General features: G+C 66.8%; 19 protein-coding genes. 8 read left to right on the top strand and 11 right to left on the bottom strand.

Features of this window, described 5'->3' with window-relative positions:
- Window positions 1-17: 17 nt before the first annotated feature.
- Window positions 18-803: a trehalose monomycolate transport factor TtfA gene (ttfA, locus tag SLQ31_RS25880; protein ID WP_319437005.1), complete on the bottom strand. Its 786-nt coding sequence runs from the start codon at window positions 801-803 to the stop codon at window positions 18-20.
- Window positions 804-880: 77 nt separating this feature from the next.
- On the opposite strand from ttfA, the gene SLQ31_RS25875 reads away from it, so the two are divergent.
- Window positions 881-1,696 carry an enoyl-CoA hydratase/isomerase family protein gene (locus tag SLQ31_RS25875; RefSeq protein WP_319437004.1) on the top strand — a complete coding sequence of 272 codons (816 nt, stop codon included), beginning with the start codon at window positions 881-883 and terminating at the stop codon, window positions 1,694-1,696.
- Here the strand turns inward: SLQ31_RS25875 and SLQ31_RS25870 are convergent.
- Together SLQ31_RS25870 and SLQ31_RS25865 are read right to left on the bottom strand one after the other, a co-directional pair.
- A complete protein-coding gene (locus SLQ31_RS25870) occupies window positions 1,693-3,051 on the bottom strand; it encodes an alpha/beta hydrolase domain-containing protein (RefSeq protein ID WP_413643125.1) in 1,359 nt (452 codons plus the stop codon). The two genes, SLQ31_RS25875 and SLQ31_RS25870, sit on opposite strands and share 4 nt — an antisense overlap.
- A 2-nt stretch (window positions 3,052-3,053) precedes the next feature.
- A complete protein-coding gene (locus SLQ31_RS25865; protein ID WP_319437002.1) occupies window positions 3,054-4,271 on the bottom strand; it encodes an FAD-dependent monooxygenase in 1,218 nt (405 codons plus the stop codon).
- Window positions 4,272-4,313: 42 nt separating this feature from the next.
- Here SLQ31_RS25865 and SLQ31_RS25860 point away from each other — a divergent pair, with 42 nt between their 5' ends.
- Window positions 4,314-4,868 carry a TetR/AcrR family transcriptional regulator gene (locus SLQ31_RS25860; RefSeq protein ID WP_319437001.1) on the top strand — a complete coding sequence of 185 codons (555 nt, stop codon included), beginning with the start codon at window positions 4,314-4,316 and terminating at the stop codon, window positions 4,866-4,868.
- 46 nt (window positions 4,869-4,914) lie between these two features.
- Here SLQ31_RS25860 and clpB read toward each other — a convergent pair whose 3' ends face one another.
- Entirely contained in the window at window positions 4,915-7,461 is a 2,547-nt protein-coding gene (gene clpB, locus SLQ31_RS25855) for an ATP-dependent chaperone ClpB (protein WP_319437000.1), read from the bottom strand.
- Window positions 7,462-7,637: 176 nt separating this feature from the next.
- On the opposite strand from clpB, the gene SLQ31_RS25850 reads away from it, so the two are divergent.
- Entirely contained in the window at window positions 7,638-7,940 is a 303-nt protein-coding gene (locus SLQ31_RS25850) for a hypothetical protein (protein WP_319436999.1), read from the top strand.
- On the opposite strand, the gene SLQ31_RS25845 is transcribed toward SLQ31_RS25850, so the two are convergent.
- Window positions 7,937-8,881 (bottom strand): antibiotic biosynthesis monooxygenase, encoded by a 945-nt coding sequence (locus SLQ31_RS25845; RefSeq protein WP_319436998.1) that lies wholly within the window; start codon window positions 8,879-8,881, stop codon window positions 7,937-7,939. The genes SLQ31_RS25850 and SLQ31_RS25845 overlap by 4 nt on opposite strands.
- 203 nt (window positions 8,882-9,084) lie before the next feature.
- Window positions 9,085-9,444 carry a hypothetical protein gene (locus SLQ31_RS25840; protein WP_319436997.1) on the bottom strand — a complete coding sequence of 120 codons (360 nt, stop codon included), beginning with the start codon at window positions 9,442-9,444 and terminating at the stop codon, window positions 9,085-9,087.
- Window positions 9,445-9,463: 19 nt separating this feature from the next.
- Between SLQ31_RS25840 and SLQ31_RS25835 the strand changes: the two genes are divergently transcribed.
- A complete protein-coding gene (locus SLQ31_RS25835; protein ID WP_319436996.1) occupies window positions 9,464-11,077 on the top strand; it encodes a hypothetical protein in 1,614 nt (537 codons plus the stop codon).
- Here SLQ31_RS25835 and SLQ31_RS25830 read toward each other — a convergent pair.
- Window positions 11,074-11,490, bottom strand: coding sequence for a hypothetical protein (locus SLQ31_RS25830; protein WP_319436995.1), 417 nt, complete (start codon window positions 11,488-11,490; stop codon window positions 11,074-11,076). The two genes, SLQ31_RS25835 and SLQ31_RS25830, sit on opposite strands and share 4 nt — an antisense overlap.
- A 62-nt stretch (window positions 11,491-11,552) precedes the next feature.
- Here SLQ31_RS25830 and SLQ31_RS25825 point away from each other — a divergent pair, with 62 nt between their 5' ends.
- The 4 genes from SLQ31_RS25825 to SLQ31_RS25810 all read left to right on the top strand — a co-directional run bounded on the left by SLQ31_RS25825 (window position 11,553) and on the right by SLQ31_RS25810 (window position 14,654).
- Complete coding sequence (locus SLQ31_RS25825; protein WP_319436994.1) at window positions 11,553-12,221, top strand: GAP family protein; 669 nt, start codon at window positions 11,553-11,555, stop codon at window positions 12,219-12,221.
- 23 nt (window positions 12,222-12,244) lie between these two features.
- A complete protein-coding gene (locus SLQ31_RS25820; RefSeq protein WP_319436993.1) occupies window positions 12,245-13,417 on the top strand; it encodes an FAD-binding oxidoreductase in 1,173 nt (390 codons plus the stop codon).
- 70 nt (window positions 13,418-13,487) lie between these two features.
- Window positions 13,488-13,742 (top strand): hypothetical protein, encoded by a 255-nt coding sequence (locus tag SLQ31_RS25815; RefSeq protein WP_319436992.1) that lies wholly within the window; start codon window positions 13,488-13,490, stop codon window positions 13,740-13,742.
- Between the two features lie 9 nt (window positions 13,743-13,751).
- Entirely contained in the window at window positions 13,752-14,654 is a 903-nt protein-coding gene (locus SLQ31_RS25810) for an aldose 1-epimerase (RefSeq protein ID WP_319436991.1), read from the top strand.
- A gap of 73 nt (window positions 14,655-14,727) precedes the next feature.
- On the opposite strand, the gene SLQ31_RS25805 is transcribed toward SLQ31_RS25810, so the two are convergent.
- Genes SLQ31_RS25805 through dnaK form a run of 4 tightly spaced genes read right to left on the bottom strand, consistent with a single transcriptional unit; the run spans window position 14,728 to window position 18,809 of the window.
- Window positions 14,728-15,105, bottom strand: coding sequence for a heat shock protein transcriptional repressor HspR (locus SLQ31_RS25805; protein ID WP_319436990.1), 378 nt, complete (start codon window positions 15,103-15,105; stop codon window positions 14,728-14,730).
- The gene (gene dnaJ, locus SLQ31_RS25800; protein ID WP_319436989.1) at window positions 15,105-16,289 is read right to left on the bottom strand and encodes a molecular chaperone DnaJ; all 1,185 of its coding nucleotides are present in this window, start codon (window positions 16,287-16,289) and stop codon (window positions 15,105-15,107) included. Before dnaJ ends, SLQ31_RS25805 begins: the two co-directional genes overlap by 1 nt.
- 34 nt (window positions 16,290-16,323) lie before the next feature.
- Window positions 16,324-16,959, bottom strand: coding sequence for a nucleotide exchange factor GrpE (gene grpE / locus SLQ31_RS25795; RefSeq protein ID WP_319436988.1), 636 nt, complete (start codon window positions 16,957-16,959; stop codon window positions 16,324-16,326).
- Window positions 16,956-18,809: a molecular chaperone DnaK gene (gene dnaK, locus SLQ31_RS25790; protein WP_319436987.1), complete on the bottom strand. Its 1,854-nt coding sequence runs from the start codon at window positions 18,807-18,809 to the stop codon at window positions 16,956-16,958. Before dnaK ends, grpE begins: the two co-directional genes overlap by 4 nt.

The raw sequence follows: 18,809 nt of genomic DNA, 5'->3' as shown, positions 1-18,809 counted from the left end.
GCCGAGACCCTACCGGCTCAGCGCTGGTAGTTGGGAGCCTGTGTGCCAGCCGGGCTGGAATTGCGCGGCTGCTGCGGACGCAGCGGCGGCGGGACCTCGGCCCGTCCCGGCGGCAACTCGCGGCGGCCGGCGGGCGCCAGCGGGCGCCCCGGGGAGGCATTGCGGCGCCCGGCGGACTGGGGCAGTGCCGGCTGGGCGGTCGGGGGCAGCACCCGCAGCAGATCGTTGAACTGCCGCACGGTGCGCAGTCCCTCGTCCCACTGGGCACGGGACGAGGAGATCGGCATGGACACCAGCGTCCAGTTCTGTTCGTTCCACATGATCTCGGCGCAGTCCGGCGCGGTGTGGGCGAAGGTGACCATTCGGCGGTCGCATGCCCGGCGGGCGGCGTCGAGGTTGGTCGAGTAGACCATCCGCGGGCCGATGGCGCCCAGCAACCAGACGTCGGCCTCGCGCGGCTCGGCGATGCCCTTGAGCCGCAGGTCCATGACGACGTTGGTGCCGACCTTGCGGTGCAGCGCGATCACGGTGGCGACGTCCTCGAGGTCGAAGATGTACACCGCCTCGCCGCGGATCTGACCGAGCACCACGTTGCGTGCGGTGACATCGCCGACGGTCGACATCACGCCGCGCTTCCAGCGGTCGATGATCTCGCCGGACTCGGGTTCGAAGTCGAACCCGTGCGACCGCGCCCAGGACTTACGGCGGCGGCCCAAGCCACGTCGACGGCCGATGTCGACGTACAACAGCACCGCCGCACCCACGAAGCAGAGCGCGGACAGCGTGAACCAGAACGGAACCATTACACGTAGCGTATCTGTTCACCCGCCCGAAGCGAGAACTCCAGCAGGTCACAAGCCCGTCACATAGCCTCGCCGCCATGGCTTACGACGACTACCAGCTGATCCGGATCACCGTCGACCGCGGGATCTGCCGGGCCACGCTCGACAATCCGCCGATCAACCTCCTCGATGTGCCCCTGCTCACCGAGATCGATCGCCTCGCGCGGGAGGTCACGGCAGACGATCAGGTCCGGGTGCTGGTGGTCGACTCCGCCGACCCGGCGATCTTCATTGCGCACGCCGATGTGGCGCTGATCCTGGACTTGCCGGCCGATGACATCGGCCTTCACGACGAGCTGTCGCTCTTCCACGCGACGACGGAGTTGGTCCGGACCCTGCCCAAGCCCACGATCGCCGTCATCGAGGGCGTGTGCCGCGGCGGCGGCTGCGAGTTCGCGATGGCATTCGACATGCGCTACGCCGCGCTGGGCGCCACCGTTCTCGGCCATCCCGAGGTGGCGGTCGGCATCATCCCCGGCGGCGGTGGCACCCAGCGGCTGCCGCGGCTGATCGGCCGTGGGCGTGCCCTCGAAACGATCCTTGGCGGGATGGACGTCGATGCCGCGACGGCCGAAGCCTGGGGATACATCGACCGGGCGTTGCCACCGGAGCAGCTGCGCCGGTTCGTCGACAGACTGGCCGCCCGCATCGCGGGATACGCGCCGGCGGCGATCGCCGCCGCCAAGCGGGCGGTCGACACCGCGCTGGACGCCGACGTCGATCGGGTCACCGGTTTGCGCATCGAGGACCAACTGTTTCGCGAAACCCTGGCCCAGCCGGCCGCTCGTCAACTGCTCCAGGCGGTCATCGACGCCGGGGCGCAGACCAGGGAATTCGAACTGGGCAGCGGCTAGTCCCCGGCCGGGAACGTCGCCGCCGCGAGGTCGAGGATTTCCGAGCGGTCCGCAGCCAGCAGGTAGCCGCCGCCGATCGCCTCGTCCAGCGCCGCGGTGAACCGCGCCAGGTACTCGGCCCGCCCACCGGGATACAGCCCGGCCAGCGTCTCGGCGTCGAAGGGCTCCCCCGAGCCGAAGATCGCGAGCAGCACGTTGTCGTCGGCGCTGGCGCCGGAGGTCCGTGCGGTCGGGACGTCCACCCACGGGGTTCGCAGGCCTCCGGTCGCGACGCCGCTGGTGTCGACGGCGATCGCGGGCGGATCGGTGTCGGTGAGGTCGATCTGCGGCGCGCTCGGCGCGGGCCGCCCGGTGCGCACCCAGTGGTGCAGCCCGGCGATCGCGGCCTGCAGGACGTAGTGGTGCTGGGGAGCGAAGTTGATGAAGTGCGGCAGTTGCTGACCCATCAGGTCGTTGGTCGGCGCGTAGGCCGCGACGATCTGGTCCAGCGGTACCGCTCCGTTGTCGATGAACCCGACCCGGATCGTGTAGTTGTCGGCGTGCGCCGAGCCGGGGATCTCCCAGACCCGCAGGTGGTCGGTGTCCGGCACGCGGGCGTGGACGTAACCGAGCAGCCGCGCGCCGAGCAGGTCGGTTTCGGTGATCACGGTGAGCACCGGAACCCGCAGATCGGCGCGGAACGGCACCGGCACGGTGTGGAAGGCACCGGATTCGTCGAGCAGTGACGTCCCGTCCAGCGGCGCCGCCGACCCGAACCGGGAGTGGATCAGGAAACCGTCGTAGACACCGGCGTCGGAATCGACCTCGTTGACGTAGGTGGTCAGGAAGGTGGCCGACTGCGACTCCCCCGCCGCCAGCACGAACTGCGGTGCGAGACCGTCGATCACGCCGTTGCGCACCGCCCGGCCGACCTGGGTGAAGATGTCGTAGGCGAAGCTGTCGCCGGGATGATTCAAGTCTGAATATCGTTGCGGATCAAGCTTTTTCAGCGATGCATCGCCAACAAGACTTTGACCGCCCTCGATCCCGACGCGCTGGGCGGAGACCACGACGTAGGCGTACCCGGCCCGGGCGATCTCCCGGTGGGCCATGAACCACACGGCTGCCGCGTCGATGCCGCCGCTGACGTTGAGCCATTCGACGATCACCGTTCCGTTCCAGGCGGCCTCGTCGAGCGGGCGCAGGACCACGATGCGGGTGGTGTAGTCGGCGGATTGGTCGTGCACGTAGGAGGCGGCGGTGCCCGCGACGAAGAACTCGTCGGCGCGATAGCCGACGGTGGCCAGGTCGTAGGCCCCGATCAGGAGGTTCGGCTTACCGGGGACGGCGGTGATGACGGGATCGGTAGTCGGCACCATCAATCAATAGCAGAGGCGCCAAGCGGGTAGTCGGGGTAGCCCATGGCGTCGTACAACCGGACACCCTTGTTGTTGAGCCGCGCGATTGCCCTGGTCAATCCTCCCGGCAACGCCGAGAGTGTGCGGCCGGCCGTGACCAGTGCCCATACCCCCAGCTCCGATTGCGGCACCAGGGACTTGGCCACGGTGCGGGCGAACGCGCGGCTGTGGCGCACCGGGTCGGCCATCACCCGCTCGTAGGCGGCGAATGCCGCGGCATGGTCGCCGCCGGCCCGTTCGAGTTCACCGGCCAGCACGTAGGCGCCCAGCACCGCCAGGCTGGTACTGCCGCCGACGGCAGGCCCCGGGCAGTAGCCCGCATCGCCGACGAGCGTGACGCGACCGCGCGACCAGCTGGTCAGCTCCAGCTGCGTGATCGAGTCGAAGTAGAACGTGCTCGGAGCGTCGAGTTCGGCCAGCCAGCGATCAACGGTCGCATTCAGGCCGGCGAACGCCGAGCGCAGCAGCAGACGCTGCCGGGCTTCGTCACGATGGTGGTAGTCCAGCGGCGCCTCGGGGCGGAAGAGGAACACCGCGCGGGCGTCGTCGAGATGGTCCGCGGTGTAGATCATCGCCCACCGGCCGGTGTCCAGGAAGTTCGTCGATTCACCATCGCGGGCAAGCTCTTTGGGCACCGACAACACGGCCAGATAGCCACCGAGGAATCGGCTTTGACCGGCGTCGGGACCGAAGACCAGCTGCCGCACGCCCGAATGCAGGCCGTCGGCGCCGACGACGACGTCATAGCGGCGAGGGGCGGTCCGCGCGAAGTCCACCGTGCCGTCCTCGGCGATCGCGGTGATCTGGTCATCGAAGAGGTACTCGATGTGGTCGCGGCCGGCGTCGTAGTAGATCTGGCTGAGGTCGTCGCGCATGATCTCGACGTGCCGGTCCGACATCACCGAGGCCAGCTTCACGTAGTCGACATCCACCGGCCGCCGTCCTCCGGTGCGCTGCAGAATCAGCCGGGTGGTGCCGGTTGCTCGGGCCTGGATCTGCTCGATCACGCCCATCTCCTCGGAGATGTTCATCGCCGGGCGGAACAGATCGACGGCGTGGCCGCCCGTCTTTCGCAGTGCCGGAGCACGTTCGACGACCGTCACGTCGAATCCGCGACGGGTCAGCCAGTAGGCCAGCACCGGTCCGGCGATGCTGGCACCCGAAACAAGAATGCGCATGGCCGGCAGTTTACTTAACGGTCGGTCAGTTAGGGTGGCTACGTGAGCAGGCCAAGGTCAGGTACCCGACAACGGATTCAGGACGTCGCCCGCGAGTTGTTCGGCCAGAAGGGTGTGCACCGCACGAGCTTGCAGGACATCGCCGATCGGCTTGGCATCACCAAACCTGCGCTCTACTACCACTTCACGTCGCGGGAAGAGTTGGTGCGCAGCATTCTTCACCCACTCATCGACGAAGGCGAACTGTTCATCGTCGAACTCGAGAAACGGGCATCGACCAACCCCGCCGGCCCTCGCGAACTGCTCGAGGGCTACTTCGATTTCCTCTTCCGGCACCGCGCGGATCTGGTGCTGGCGGTCACCGAGCTGGCCACGCTGGCCGATCTCGGTTTGGTCGACAAGATCTTGGCGTGGCAGAAACGGCTGTGCAAGTTGGTGTTCGGGTCACGCCCGACACTCGAGCAGTCGACCCGCGGCGTGATCGCGTTCGGCGGGATGCAGGACTGTTGCCTGCAGTTCCCCGACAGCCCGCCAAAGCGGCTGCGGCAGGCGACGATCGCCGGCGCGCTCGCCGCACTGGGTCTGCCCGACGCCTGACGCAAAAGGTCCCCGCACGATCGTGCGGGGACCCTTGCGTCGAAACTCAGCCCAGGACCAGCGATTCGCCGTCCGGAGTCACGTCTACCGTCACGACGTCACCGTCGTGCACTTCACCGGCGAGCAGCAGCTTGGCCAACTGGTCACCGATTGCCTGCTGAATGAGCCGCCGCAGTGGACGAGCGCCGTACATCGGGTCGAACCCACGCTCGGCCAGCCACTGCTTGGCAGGCAATGACACCTCGAGGATGAGCCGCCGCTGCGCCAACCGCTTCTGCAGCTGAGCAAGCTGGATGTCGACGATCGACACCAATTCGTCGGGCTGCAGGCTGTCGAAGACGATGACGTCGTCGAGCCGGTTGATGAACTCGGGCTTGAACGCCGAGCGCACCGCCGCCATCACCTGCTCCTCGGTGCCACCGGCGCCGAGATTGCTGGTCAGGATCAGGATGGTGTTGCGGAAGTCGACCGTGCGGCCTTGACCGTCGGTCAGCCGGCCCTCGTCGAGCACGGCCAGCAGCACATCAAACACGTCGGGGTGCGCCTTCTCGACCTCGTCGAACAGCACCACCGAGTACGGCCGCCTGCGCACCGCTTCGGTCAGCTGACCGCCCTGGTCGTAGCCGATGTACCCGGGAGGCGCACCGACAAGCCTTGCGACGGAATGCTTTTCGCCGTACTCACTCATGTCGATGCGGATCATCGCCCGCTCGTCGTCGAACAGGAACTCCGCCAAGGCTTTTGCCAGCTCGGTCTTACCGACACCGGTCGGCCCGAGGAACATGAACGACCCGGTCGGCCGGTTCGGGTCCGCGACACCGGCCCGGGTGCGGCGCACCGCATCAGAGACGGCCTGCACGGCCTTGGTCTGCCCGACGACGCGCTTGCCCAGCTCGGATTCCATCCGAAGCAGCTTGGCGGTCTCGCCTTCGAGCATCCGGCCGGCGGGGATGCCGGTCCACGCCGACACCACGTCGGCGATGTCGTCAGGTCCGACCTCCTCCTTGAGCATCACGTTCTCCCGGGCCTCGGCCACCGGCAGCGCCGCGTCGAGCTTCTTCTCGAGCTCGGGGATACGGCCGTACCGCAGTTCGGAGGCCTTGGCCAGGTCGCCGTCGCGCTCGGCACGGTCGGCCTCACCGCGCAGCTTGTCGAGCTGCTCGGTGTAGTCGCGCACGATGTCGATCGCGCCCTTCTCGTTCTGCCAACGGGTGGTCAGCTCGGCCAATTGCTCTTTCTTATCGGCCAATTCGGCGCGCAGCTTGTCCAGCCTGTCGACGGATGCTTCATCCGTTTCTTTGGCCAGCGCCATCTCCTCGATCTCGAGGCGACGGACGATCCGCTCGACCTCATCGACCTCGACCGGCCGCGAGTCGATCTCCATGCGCAACCGCGACGCGGCCTCGTCGACCAGGTCGATAGCCTTGTCGGGCAGGAAGCGCGACGTGATGTAGCGGTCGGACAGGGTGGCCGCCGCGACCAGCGCCGAATCGGTGATCCGCACGCCGTGGTGCACCTCGTAGCGGTCCTTGAGGCCGCGCAGGATGCCGACGGTGTCCTCGACCGACGGTTCGCCGACCAGCACCTGCTGGAACCGGCGCTCCAGGGCGGCGTCCTTCTCGATGTACTTGCGGTACTCGTCGAGGGTTGTCGCACCGACCAGCCGCAGCTCGCCGCGGGCCAGCATCGGCTTGATCATGTTGCCGGCATCCATCGCACCTTCGCCGGTGGCACCGGCGCCGACGATGGTGTGCAACTCGTCGATGAACGTGATGATCTGCCCGGCCGAGTTCTTGATGTCGTCGAGGACGGCCTTGAGCCGCTCCTCGAACTCGCCGCGGTACTTCGCACCGGCGACCATCGACCCGAGATCCAGTGAGACCACGGTCTTGTCACGCAGGCTCTCCGGCACGTCGCCGGCGATGATCCGCTGGGCCAGACCCTCGACGATCGCGGTCTTGCCGACGCCGGGCTCACCGATGAGTACGGGGTTGTTCTTGGTGCGCCGGCTCAACACCTGGATGACGCGACGAATCTCGTTGTCGCGCCCGATAACCGGGTCGAGTTCGCCTTCCCGGGCCCGGGCGGTCAGATCGGTGGAGTACTTCTCCAGCGCCTGATAGCTGGCCTCGGGGTCCGCGCTGGTCACCCGGGCACTGCCGCGGACCTTTACGAACGCGTCGCGCAGCGCCTGCGGCGACGCGCCGTGGCCGGAGAGCAGCTTGGCCGTGTCGGAGTCACCGGTGGCCAGGCCGACCATCAGATGCTCGGTGGAGACGTATTCGTCATCCATCTCTGTTGCGAGCTGCTGGGCGGCGGTGATCGCCGCCAGCGACTCCCGGGAGAGCTGGGGTTGCGAGGTCGCGCCGCTGCTCGTCGGCAGCCGGTCGACCAGTCGTTGCGCCTCGGTGCGGATCGTGGCTGGATCGACACCGACAGCCTCGAGCAACGGCGCAGCAATGCCGTCGGCCTGCGTGAGCAGCGCCAACAGCAGATGGGCAGGCCTGATCTCCGGGTTGCCGGCCGCACTCGCGGCCTGCAACGCAGCGGTCAGCGCCGCCTGAGTCTTGGTTGTCGGGTTGAAAGAATCCACGACACCTCACTTTCAGTCAGGCCGTGCCCGCGCGCAGTCGGCAGGGCACGGCAAAATGCTTGTCGTCTTCTTCAACATCGTCAAGGTTGAGTCTGTTCCGCTCAACTTTAACTTTCCGGATTAATTTTCGCGACGACTGGCGATCGCCCTGGATCATTCGAACATATGATCGAATGATGGTGGAGCGGGTATCGATCGGCTACACCGGGCAACCCGTCCGGGACCCGTTCCGGTTGGTCCGCCCACCGATCCCGGTGCTGATCGACCTCACGGTACTGTTCCCCCGCCAACCGCACCGGTCAGGGCGCTATCACCCGCACGGTCTGCAGATGCACAAGGTCGTCAAGGGCGCGCTGTCCTGCTGGGGGCTGTGCGAGCAGGGCGATTGGTGGGGCCTGGTCACCTACGACATCGCCCACGGCGCCCACCACAAGGCGGTGACGCACTGGGTCCCGGCCTGGACGCTGCGGCGCATCTAGGTATGCGAGAAATCCCAGTACTGCAGCCACCGCACGGCCGCAAACACAGCCAAGGTCACCAGGTAGCCGACGACGAGCACGCCTGCCCCCATGACGCTGATGCGAATTCCCGCGCCGTCGATCGGGTCGAGCCAGCGCCGGAACCACCGGCCAGCCCACGGCATCAGCGCCCACTGCAACGCAATGACGCTGACGACCTGGCTCAGCCACATCGTCAGCCAGGGTGGGGCCCCAACGTTGTCGAGGACCGGGCCAAGGAACCGCGACAGCAGCATCACCGTCGGATAGAGCACCAACAGGATCAGCATCGCGGTCTTCCAGTTCGGCGTGACCGCGGTGTGGCCGTTCTCGGTACGCACCGTGCTACCGAACGTCGTCGTCGAGGACACCAGCGAGAACTCACGGATCAGGCTCGATCGAAGAGGCCCGAGCGCCTCCAACCGCTCCGGGGACTCCAGCCACGTCCCGAGTTGGCGTTCGGTGCGAAACCGCAGCACCGCGAACGCCTCACCGCCGGTGGCCGGCGCGAAGGTGCAGCACCCTTCGAAGCCGCTGAACTCCACGCTCACCTCGGCCAGCCGTGCCTCCGCCGCCACGAATTCGTCCGCGCGACCCGGCGCTACTGCGTGCCGGAAGAACCCCACCCCCGACGGCACACCGCCGTCTTCGCCGATCACCATATCTGCTGTGGCACAGAGTATTCCACTCTGCCGACCGGCACTCAGTGACCGTTGGCGCGCGGCGCTGTCCAGCCACTGATGCAGGGCCCGCGCGTTGGCGAAGGTCACCGCGATTCCCCAATCCAGGTGCGGATCATGCAGCACGGAGATCCGGAAATCGGTCGACTCGGGGGCGGTCGCGCGCAACTCGCCGGCCCATACCGTGAAGTCCCCGGGGTGATCGGACGGATGAAAGATCGTGACGACGGTCGCTGCGCTCATGAGTCCTAGGTTCGTCCGGTATTCGGTGGCGACGTCATGCCAGCAAATGCCAGCGGCGCAGGTCGCATGGGTTCAGTGTCCCACCCGCCGTTGCTACCCAACTTCAGCCACCCGGCCCTAGTCAATTCAACGGACCACCAGCTAACATCCGATGCGCTTTAGCACTTTCGTACACGCCAAGACCGGGGGGCGGCCGTGATGGATTACCGCGACGAATTCGATCGATGTGACAGTGCCGCGAGTCGGCGTGCGCCCAGCCCACGGATATGGCTCGGCGCCGGAGTGATGACCCTGGGCATGGGCGCGGCGATGATCGGCGGAGCCGCCGTCGCGGCCGCCGATACCGCTGGCAGCCACGGCGCGTCCTCGACCAGCAGTTCGGCGTCGGATGGGTCGCGCCCGTCGGCATCGTCAAGCGTCAAAGCGTCGTCGACCAAGTCCACCGGCGCGCGCAGCCGCGCCGCCTCGTCCACCACGAAGCCGAACCGGCCGCGCAAGACCAACTCGTCGGACACCCTCAGCACCTCGAGCGCCGTCTCGGCGAGCCAGAGTCGCGAAAGCATCGCTACCACAACACCATCGGTGGCCGCCGAAAACACGACGACTCCGGTCGTCGCACGGCGGGCCATCGCGGCGGCCGCACCAGTCGTGCCGACGCCGGACCAGATCCTGCGCGACCTCCAGCAATTCGTCTACAACATTCAGGTGACCGTGACCAACCAGGTCCACGGGGTTCGAGACAGTCTCGAGGTGTTGGGCGCCGACGTCGAGCACATCCTGGGCTTCTCGCGTGAGGTCATCACCAAGGCGCTGCCGTACGGCAACCCGACGCTCAACAAGCAGTTCTTCGTGCCCGCCGAGGCCTACGTCACGTCGTCAATCACCACCGTCGCAATGGCATACGCGCAACTCTCCGGGACCGTACCCAACTTCCAAGAGTTCCTCGACCTGGCCAAGGTCACCCCAAGCGTGTCGAACCCCGGCAAGATGATCTACGTCGGTCCCTCCACGTTCGTCCAGTTCGCCGACAGCTTCGAACTGCTGCAGGACAAGAACGTTCGGGTCATCATCCGCAAGTACGGCAGCGATCAGTGGAGCTTCGCGTTCAACGCCCTCACCAACGGGTTGCAGGATCCGTCCAAGGTGATGATTGCGACCATCAACGGACCCATCGACGGCAGAACCGATCCGAACGGCAAGACAGTCATCGTGATCGGCGTCGACAACGTCAACGGCACGGTGACCGTCAACGATCCGACCCGGGCAGCTGACGGGCAAGCCTTGACGATGAGCATCGACGACTTCAAGGCGGCGTGGGGCACCTGGAGTTACCAGCTCGTCACCGCCCAGCTGGCGAGTTCCCCCTCGACCCCTCCGCCGCCACCGAGCACGACCCGGCTGGTGTGGTCACTTCCCACTTCCCAACAGTTCTTCGGCGGCATCTCGCAAGCCTTCATCAACCAGCTCGACGTGGCGCAGGACAACCTCTCCGACCTGACCTTCGATCTGGCCCGCGTCCTCGGCGTCGCCAGGCCCGATGTCATCGAGCCGCCGACGCCCGCAGACAACCAGTACGGCGACTACACCGCCAATTTCCCGTACTGGACTCAACAGAGCTATTTCTACCAACGGGGCTTCAAGGGCACGTGCACGCTGATGGCCAGCACCGCCGCCATCAGCCAGCTCAAGGGCATCACCGCGCCGGAGGACATCCGCGCCCTGGCACAGCAGTTGGTCGACCGCGCGTCCACCACTCCCAGCGGGGTCTCGTACGGGAAAAACATGTACAACCCGGCAGTGGGCGGTGTCAGCCTCGTGGACGCCGTCACCCTGCTGAACGAGAACGGCGTCAACGCCGACTACACGAAATACCTCAAGGGCCAGGACGAGGTGGCCAAGCAAGCCCTGTTCACGGCGCTGCAACAGGGCCAGGCCGTCATCGTCGCCGCCAATGCCGATGTCATGTGGAACGCCTACCAGCGGCGCTATTTCAACAAGTCGCCCGCGAACCTTGAGGCGGCCACCGCCGACCATGCCCTCCTCGTGATCAGCGTCGACCTGGCTAAGAACGCCATCTACGTCAACGACAGCAGCGTGCAGAACGGACAGGGGTTCCCGATGCCGCTCGACGACTTCATGAAGGCCTGGCAGACCGGCGGCTTCGACATGGTCACTGCGGAACTGAAAAACCCCTAGGTATGGCCCGCATTCGGGGCCGACGTGGTGGCATACGGGTTGGTCATCGTCACCGTCGTCGTGGGCGTGGGCGTGGAGGAATCCGTTTCGGGCGGAACCGTGAGCTCGCCCGCGGTCTCTGAAGGCGACGGCGGCGGCCCGGAGGTGGGGTTCAGTTCGGTGGTCGAGACCCGTGTCGACCTCGTCGTGGTGGTCCTCGTCGACGTACGCGAGGTGGTCGTCGACGTGGTGCTGATCGCCGGTGCATATGACACCGGGCCGTCGTGCCGCTGCGAGCTGTCCGCGGTGTCCATGACCGCGTAGACCAGCATCACGAGCAGCACGAGTGCCGCTACCCCGGAGACGTAGATCAAGGTGTTCTGCTGGCCGTCGCGGCCGTCGTCACCCGTTTCCTCGTCGGCATCCATGCCCACGGGCAGAGATAGTACGGTCAGCCGTGGGCCGCACGTTGTCCGACTAGCGCCGGGAGGCACCTGTGACGACCGGTCTTGGCTCGGAACTGACCGAACTGATCCCACTGGCACTCGTCATCACACTGTCGCCGCTGACGATCATCCCGGGCATTCTGATGCTGCACACGCCCTCGCCGCGGCCCACCAGCATGGCGTTCCTGCTGGGCTGGGTGCTGGGCATCGGCGGACTCACCGCCGGGTTCGTGCTGGTGTCCAACGCTCTGGGCGGCCTCAACACACAGCCGACGTGGGCACCGTACGTACGCATCGCGATCGGCGCGGGCCTGATCGTGTTCGGGCTCTACCGGTGGTTCACCCGCAAGCGCTCGGAACACACTCCTGGCTGGCTGACATCGATGACCACCATCGGCCCCGCGCGCGCCTTCGGCACCGCCCTCGTCCTGGTGGTCATCAACCCCAAGGTCCTGTTCATGTGTGCCGCAGCGGGTTTGGCGATCGGGTCAGCGGGCCTGGGCACCACCGGTGCGTGGACGGCCGACGCGGTGTTCACCGCCGTCGCGGCGTCCTCGGTGGCGCTGCCGGTGCTGGCCTACCTGATCGCCGGCGACCGACTCGATGAACCGCTGACCAAGCTGAAGAACTGGATGGAGGCCCAGCACGCGACGCTGGTCGCCGTGATCCTGGTCGTCATCGGTGTCATGGTGCTCTACAAGGGCATCCACGGCCTGTAGCCGACGGGCCTAAGATCGCGGCCGTGGGCCTCGAGGATCGTGACGCGCTTCGGGTGCTGCAGGCTGCCTTCGAGCATTCCGGCGCACCCGAGGCCGACGCCGAGGAATTGCTGCGCCGCATCTACACCCGGTGGTTCGCCCTCGACGCCGAAGTGCGCGACCTGTTCCCGCCCGAGCTCGCACCCCAGCGGACGGCGTTCGGCCAGGCCATGCACTGGGTGTTCGGCGAGTTCGTGGCCCAGCGCGCCCAGGCCCCGGTCGCCTTCCTCGCGCAGCTCGGCCGCGACCACCGCAAATACGGTGTCACCGAACGGCATTACGACAGCATGCGGCGGGCCTGGTATTCCACGATGCGCAGCCATCTGATCGACAGCTGGACCAGCGAGGTCGACGACGCCGCCACCCAGGCCATCAACCTGATCACCGGCATCATGTCCGGCGCGGCCGATGCCGAGGACGGGCCGGCATGGTGGGACGGCACCGTCGTGGAACACCACCGGGTCTCGCGCGATATCGCCGTCGTCCGCCTGCACCTGGACCGGCCGATGCCCTACCACCCGGGCCAGTACGTCACCGTCCAGGCTCCGCAATGGCCGCGACGCTGGCGGTTCCTCTCGCCCGCCATGCCTGCCGACCCGGACGGCTTCATCGAGTTCCACGTGCGCGCGGTGTCCGGTGGCATGGTCAGCAATTCGATGGTGGCCGAAACCCGGCCCGGCGACCGGTGGCGGCTGTCCAGTCCGCACGGCGCGATGGAGGTGGACCGCGACGGCGAGGACGTGCTGATGGTGGCGGGCAGCACCGGGCTGGCGCCGCTGCGCGCGCTGATCATGGACCTGTGCCGGTTCGGCGAGAACCCCAGGGTTCACCTGTTCTTCGGCGCCCGCTATCCCTGCGAGCTGTACGACCTGCGGACCCTGTGGGAGATCGCTGCCTCCAACCCGTGGCTGTCGGTGTCACCGGTGTCGGAGTACGCCGGTGACCCGCCCTGGGCGGCCGACTATCCCGACGTCCAGCCACCTCGCGGCCTGCATGTGCGCCAGACCGGACGACTCCCCGATGTGGTGACCAAATACGGGGCATGGGGCGATCGCCAGATCCTGATCTGCGGCGGCCCCGCCATGGTCCGCGCCACTTACGACGCGCTGGTCGCCAAAGGCGCACCGCCCGAGCGCATCCAGCACGACCCAATCTGAATTTGCCCCTTCCCATCGGTCGCGATTGGGACCAATATTGCTCGAGGGGGTGGCAGTGAGGGGCGCAGAGATGACGTCTGCTGGTCTGGCCAAGACCGACGTCCACGAACTCGACGCCATCGCGTGGGAGTTTCTCTGCTCGCCCTATACCGGACGGACCTACTGGGACTGGACGCTGGAGCGGCGCCTCGACACCTACCTGCGCCATCAAGGTCGTGACGACATCCTGAACAACGGTGCCGCCTACGCAACGGTGGTGGACCGCGTGATGGCCAATCTGGAACGGGCCCATCGCGAGGGCGTTCTGTCCCCACCGCGCCGATAGACTCCGACGATGGCCCCGCTGCCGTCCGTTGTCCTACGCGATCCGTCCTCACCCCTGACCGCCACGTATGTGCCGTCGGCGGGGATGGTCTGCACGTCGCTATCCGACGACGGTGTGGAACTGCTTGGGCAGCGCCGCGGGCTGGGCGCCTACCTGTCGGACGCCAAGACGTTCGGCATCCCCATCCTGTATCCGTGGGCTAATCGACTGAGCGCCAACGGATATGACGTCGACGGTGGAGCCGTGACGCTGACGACCGGGGTTGGCGGTGTGCGCACCGACACGAACGGATTGCCGATGCACGGCGTGCTCGCGGCCTACCCGAGCTGGCTGGTCACCGAACAATCCGAGAACCGGCTGACCGCCGACGTGAACTTCGGCAACCACCCGGGCTTGCTGGCCAGCTTCCCGTTCCCGCACGTGCTCACCCTCGATGTCACGCTGGCCGACCGCGCGCTCACGGTGCAGACGACGGTGACGCCGACGACTGCGGTGGCGGTGCCGCTGTGCTACGGATTCCACCCGTATTTCACCATTGCCGGAGTCCCACGGTCGGAGTGGACACTGCACACTCCGCGGCTGCAGCATCTCGCGCTGGACGACCGAGGCATCCCGACCGGTGGGACTCAGGAATGGCCGGCGTACTCGGAGAAGCTGGGCGACAAGACCTTTGACGACGGCTTCGACGAAGTGCCGCAGGGCGCGGTGTTCACCCTCGCCGGCGGTGACCGCCGCATCGAGGTGGTCTACGACCAGGGATTCTCGGCGGCACAGATCTTCGCCCCCGCCAACGACGATCTCGTCGCCATCGAGCCGATGACCGCACCGGCCAACTCACTGCGCACCGGTGCCTACCGAACGGCGACACAGGGCCAGCCTGCCACCGCGGTATTCACCATCCGCGTGGATTGATTGCGCCCAAACCGACAAACGGGCGCGAAAGTGCGAGTAATTCGCACCATTTCGTCGATCTCGGCGCAGAGAGTTAGCGGCTCGCGCGCGGCTTCCAGACCACCAGCGCCGTGCTCTTCGGCACGACCGCCAGATCACGACGCTGGTTGGCGCGCAACAACTCCACCTCGCGCATCATCTCCTCGACCCGCGACTGCAGCGCCTCGACCTGATTGGTCAGTTCGATGATCCGCTTGATGCCGGCCAGGTTGACGCCCTCGTCCTGGGAAAGCCGCTGCACCTCGCGCAGCAGCTCGACGTCACGTTCCGAATACCGCCGTCCGCCACCGGAACTGCGCCGGGGGCTGACCAGACCGAGCCGGTCGTAGGTGCGCAGCGTCTGCGCATGCATACCGGCCAGCTCGGCGGCCACCGAAATCAAAAACGTTCGAGTCTCTTCTGACGAAGCCATCACCGATTACCCGCCCATCCAGCACGGGGGTCGAAGCCACTCACCCGCTCCGCGGTTGCATAGGCCTCCAGCGCCTCGAGCGCCTGGCCCTCGAGGTTGGGTGGCACCGCGACCTTGACGGTGACCAACAGGTCGCCATGGCCGCCGTCGCGCTTGGACACGCCGCGCCCGCGCACCCGCAGGATCCGGCCGTCGGAGGTGCCCTTGGGCACCCGCACACCGACCTTGCCCTCCAGAGTGGGAACGGAAAGCGTTGTGCCCAAGGCCAGTTCGGTGAAACTCACCGGAACCGTCACGGTCAGGTCGTCGCCGTCACGGCCGAACACCTTGTCCGGCCGCACGTGCACGGTGACATACAGGTCACCTGACGGCGCACCGCGCAGCCCGGCTTCACCCTGACCGGCCAGCCGAATGCGCTGACCATCCTCGACGCCCGGTGGGATCCGGACATTGATCGTGCGAGTCCGGGTGGTCACCCCGGTGCCGTGGCACTCGTCGCAGGGGTGCTCGATGATCGAGCCGCTCCCCCGGCAGTCGGTGCACGGCTCGGAGAACCCGAACGCACCCTGGTTACGGTTGATCACCCCGGAGCCGTTGCAGTTCGGACACACCTTCGGGCTGGTGCCCGGACGTGCGCCGCTGCCATGGCAATTCGTGCACGGGGCAGGGCTGGTCAGGCGCAGCGGCATGGCGACACCCTTGGTCGCCTCCAGGAAGTCGAGATCGGTCTCGGTCTCCAGGTCCTTGCCGCGCCGCGGCCGGCTGGGTCGCGGCGGGGCGCCGCGCCCGAACAGACCACCGAACAGGTCGCCGATGTTCGTGCCGCCGGTCTGGCCGGCGGTGTCGAACAGATCGTTCAGGTTGAACTCGCCGCCGTCGGCGCCGTAGCTACTGAATCCGCCGAACCCACCGCCGCCGCCGTTGCCGCGACGGCCGAAGCCGCCGCCGGCGAACATCCGCCGGGTTTCGTCGTATTCCTTGCGCTTGGCCGGATCGGTCAGCACATCCCTGGCCTCGCCGACCTCCTTGTAGCGGTCGTCGGCTGTGGCGTTGTCCGGGTTGCGGTCCGGGTGATTCTCCGCGAGCAGCTTGCGGGCCACCCGCTTGATCTCGTCCTCGCTGGCGTCGGAGGAGACGCCGAGCACCTTGTAGAAATCCTTCTCAACCCATTCTCGTTGAACCATGCCGCGTCACCTCCTCTCACCGTTCGTCATCGTGTTAGTTCGATTCTGCGTTCTGTGCGCCGCTCTGCCCGCCGTTGACGGGCGTGTCGGCCGTCCCGGCTTGTGCCGCGGACCCATCGTCGACGGTGTCGACCACCCCGACGAGCGCGTGCCGCAGCACGAGGTCGCCGAGCTTGTAGCCCTGCCGCATCACCGTGCCGATGACCGGCTTGGAGCCCTCGCCCTCGTGCTGCACTGCCTCGTGCAGGGACGGGTCGAACTCGTCACCCTCGGCACCGAAGGCCGTCAGGCCCAGTCCGGCCAAGGCGGCCGTCAGCTTGTCGGCGACCGATTTCAGCGGACCGGTTTCCAGGTCGCCGTGGCTGCGGGCGCGGTCGAAGTCGTCGAGCACTGGGAGCAGCTGGTTCACCACCGTGGCCTTGGCACGTTCACCGGCCACCTGCTGATCGCGCAGTGCGCGCTTGCGGTAGTTGGCGAAGTCGGCCTGTACCCGCTGGAGATCAGCGGTGAGCTCGGCAACCTTGTCGGCCTGCTCCCCACCGGCGCTCGGAGCCTCCGGCACCGACCCACTGGGGGCCGGGCCGGAGGGCTCGCGAACTTCTCCGGTCTGGGGGTCGATTCGGCGCTTGTCGGTGACAGTTACCGGTTCGTCCTCGCGACCTTCGCTCACTTGTTCTCCTGGACATCGTCGTCGTCAACGACCTCGGCGTCCACGACGTCGTCGTCAGACGGGCGGCCTGAGGCATCCGCGGCCTGGTCAGCCTGAGTGTTCTCATAGATCGCCGAAGCAAGAGCCTGAGACTCCTGGCCCAACTTCTCCATCGCCGACTTGATCGCACCGATGTCGGTGCCGGCCAATGCCGTCTTAGCCTCGGTGACCGCGGCTTCGACCTTGGTCAAGGTGTCCTCGGGAACCTTCGACCCACCTTCGGCGGAACGCTGCTCAGAGACGAACTTCTCCGTCTGGTAGACCAGCGACTCGGCCTGGTTGCGGACGTCGGCCTCTTCGCGACGCTTCCGATCCTCGTCGGCGTGCGCTTCGGCGTCCTTGATCATCCGGTCGATCTCTTCCTTGGACAGGCCGGAGCCCTCCTGGATTTTGATCGTGTTTTCCTTGCCGGTGCCCTTGTCCTTGGCGGTGACGTGCACGATGCCGTTGGCGTCGATGTCGAAGATGACCTCGATCTGGGGCACACCGCGCGGGGCCGGCGGGATGCCGGTCAGCTCGAAGCTGCCGAGCAGCTTGTTGTGCGCCGCGATCTCGCGCTCGCCTTGGAACACCTGGATCTGCACCGACGGCTGGTTGTCGTCGGCCGTGGTGAAGGTCTCCGACCGCTTGGTCGGGATCGTGGTGTTGCGCTCGATCAGCTTGGTCATCACGCCACCCTTGGTTTCGATACCAAGGCTCAGCGGAGTGACGTCAAGCAGCAGAACGTCTTTCACCTCACCCTTGAGCACGCCGGCCTGCAGGGCTGCGCCCACGGCGACGACCTCGTCGGGGTTGACGCCCTTGTTGGGGTCCTGGCCGCCGGTCATCTCCTTGACGAGCTCGGAGACTGCGGGCATACGGGTGGAACCACCCACCAGCACCACGTGGTCGATATCGCCCACCGAGATGCCGGCGTCCTTGATCACCTGCTGGAACGGCGCACGCGTGCGGTCGAGCAGATCCTGGGTGATCTTCTGGAACTCCGAGCGGGTCAGCTGCTCATCGAGGAACAGCGGATTCTTGTCGGCGTCGACAGTGATGTAGGGCAGGTTGATCGAGGTGCTTCCGCTGGAACTCAGCTCGATCTTGGCCTTCTCGGCGGCTTCACGAAGCCGCTGCATGGCCATCTTGTCCTTGGTCAGGTCGATGCCGCTGGTGGCCTTGAACTTGTCCACGAGCCATTCGACGATCCGGTCATCCCAGTCGTCGCCACCGAGGTGGTTGTCACCCGAGGTCGCGCGGACCTCGACGACGCCGTCGCCGATCTCCAGCAACGAAACGTCGAAGGTACCGCCACCGAGGTCGAAGACCAGGATGGTTTGTTCCTTGCTGCCCTTGTCCAGGCCGTAGGCCAGGGCGGCGGCAGTCGGCTCGTTGACGATGCGCAGCACGTTCAGGCCGGCGATCTGGCCGGCCTCCTTGGTGGCCTGACGCTGGGCGTCGTTGAAGTACGCGGGCACAGTGATGACCGCGTCGGTGATGTCCTCGCCGAGGTAGCTTTCGGCGTCCCGCTTCAGCTTCATCAGCACACGGGCGCTGATCTCCTGAGCGGTGTAGTCCTTGCCGTCGATCTCGACGGACCAGTCGGTGCCCATGTGTCGCTTCACCGAACGGATGGTCCGGTCGACGTTGGTCACCGCCTGGTTCTTGGCGGGCTGGCCGACCAGCACTTCGCCGTTGCGCGCAAAGGCGACCACGGACGGCGTGGTACGGGCTCCTTCGGAGTTGGCGACGACGACAGGGTCGCCACCCTCCAGTACCGCCACGACGGAGTTGGTGGTCCCGAGGTCGATGCCGACCGCACGAGCCAT

Origin of the sequence: Mycobacterium sp. RTGN5, from assembly GCF_033804465.1 — a bacterium.
In the GTDB taxonomy this organism is placed as follows: domain Bacteria; phylum Actinomycetota; class Actinomycetes; order Mycobacteriales; family Mycobacteriaceae; genus Mycobacterium.
The sequence above is the reverse complement of the archived record's forward strand: the minus strand, read 5'-3'. Positions and strand labels throughout refer to the sequence as shown.

Coding starts and splice junctions, on each gene's coding strand:
- SLQ31_RS25875 (WP_319437004.1), top strand. CDS start 881: ATGGCTTACGACGACTACCAGCTGATCCGGATCACCGTCGACCGCGGG.
- SLQ31_RS25845 (WP_319436998.1), bottom strand. CDS start 8,881: ATGAGCGCAGCGACCGTCGTCACGATCTTTCATCCGTCCGATCACCCC.
- ttfA (WP_319437005.1), bottom strand. CDS start 803: ATGGTTCCGTTCTGGTTCACGCTGTCCGCGCTCTGCTTCGTGGGTGCG.
- SLQ31_RS25810 (WP_319436991.1), top strand. CDS start 13,752: ATGGCCCCGCTGCCGTCCGTTGTCCTACGCGATCCGTCCTCACCCCTG.
- SLQ31_RS25815 (WP_319436992.1), top strand. CDS start 13,488: ATGACGTCTGCTGGTCTGGCCAAGACCGACGTCCACGAACTCGACGCC.
- dnaJ (WP_319436989.1), bottom strand. CDS start 16,289: ATGGTTCAACGAGAATGGGTTGAGAAGGATTTCTACAAGGTGCTCGGC.
- SLQ31_RS25865 (WP_319437002.1), bottom strand. CDS start 4,271: ATGCGCATTCTTGTTTCGGGTGCCAGCATCGCCGGACCGGTGCTGGCC.
- dnaK (WP_319436987.1), bottom strand. CDS start 18,809: ATGGCTCGTGCGGTCGGCATCGACCTCGGGACCACCAACTCCGTCGTG.
- SLQ31_RS25805 (WP_319436990.1), bottom strand. CDS start 15,105: ATGGCTTCGTCAGAAGAGACTCGAACGTTTTTGATTTCGGTGGCCGCC.
- SLQ31_RS25840 (WP_319436997.1), bottom strand. CDS start 9,444: ATGCTTTCGCGACTCTGGCTCGCCGAGACGGCGCTCGAGGTGCTGAGG.
- SLQ31_RS25850 (WP_319436999.1), top strand. CDS start 7,638: ATGGTGGAGCGGGTATCGATCGGCTACACCGGGCAACCCGTCCGGGAC.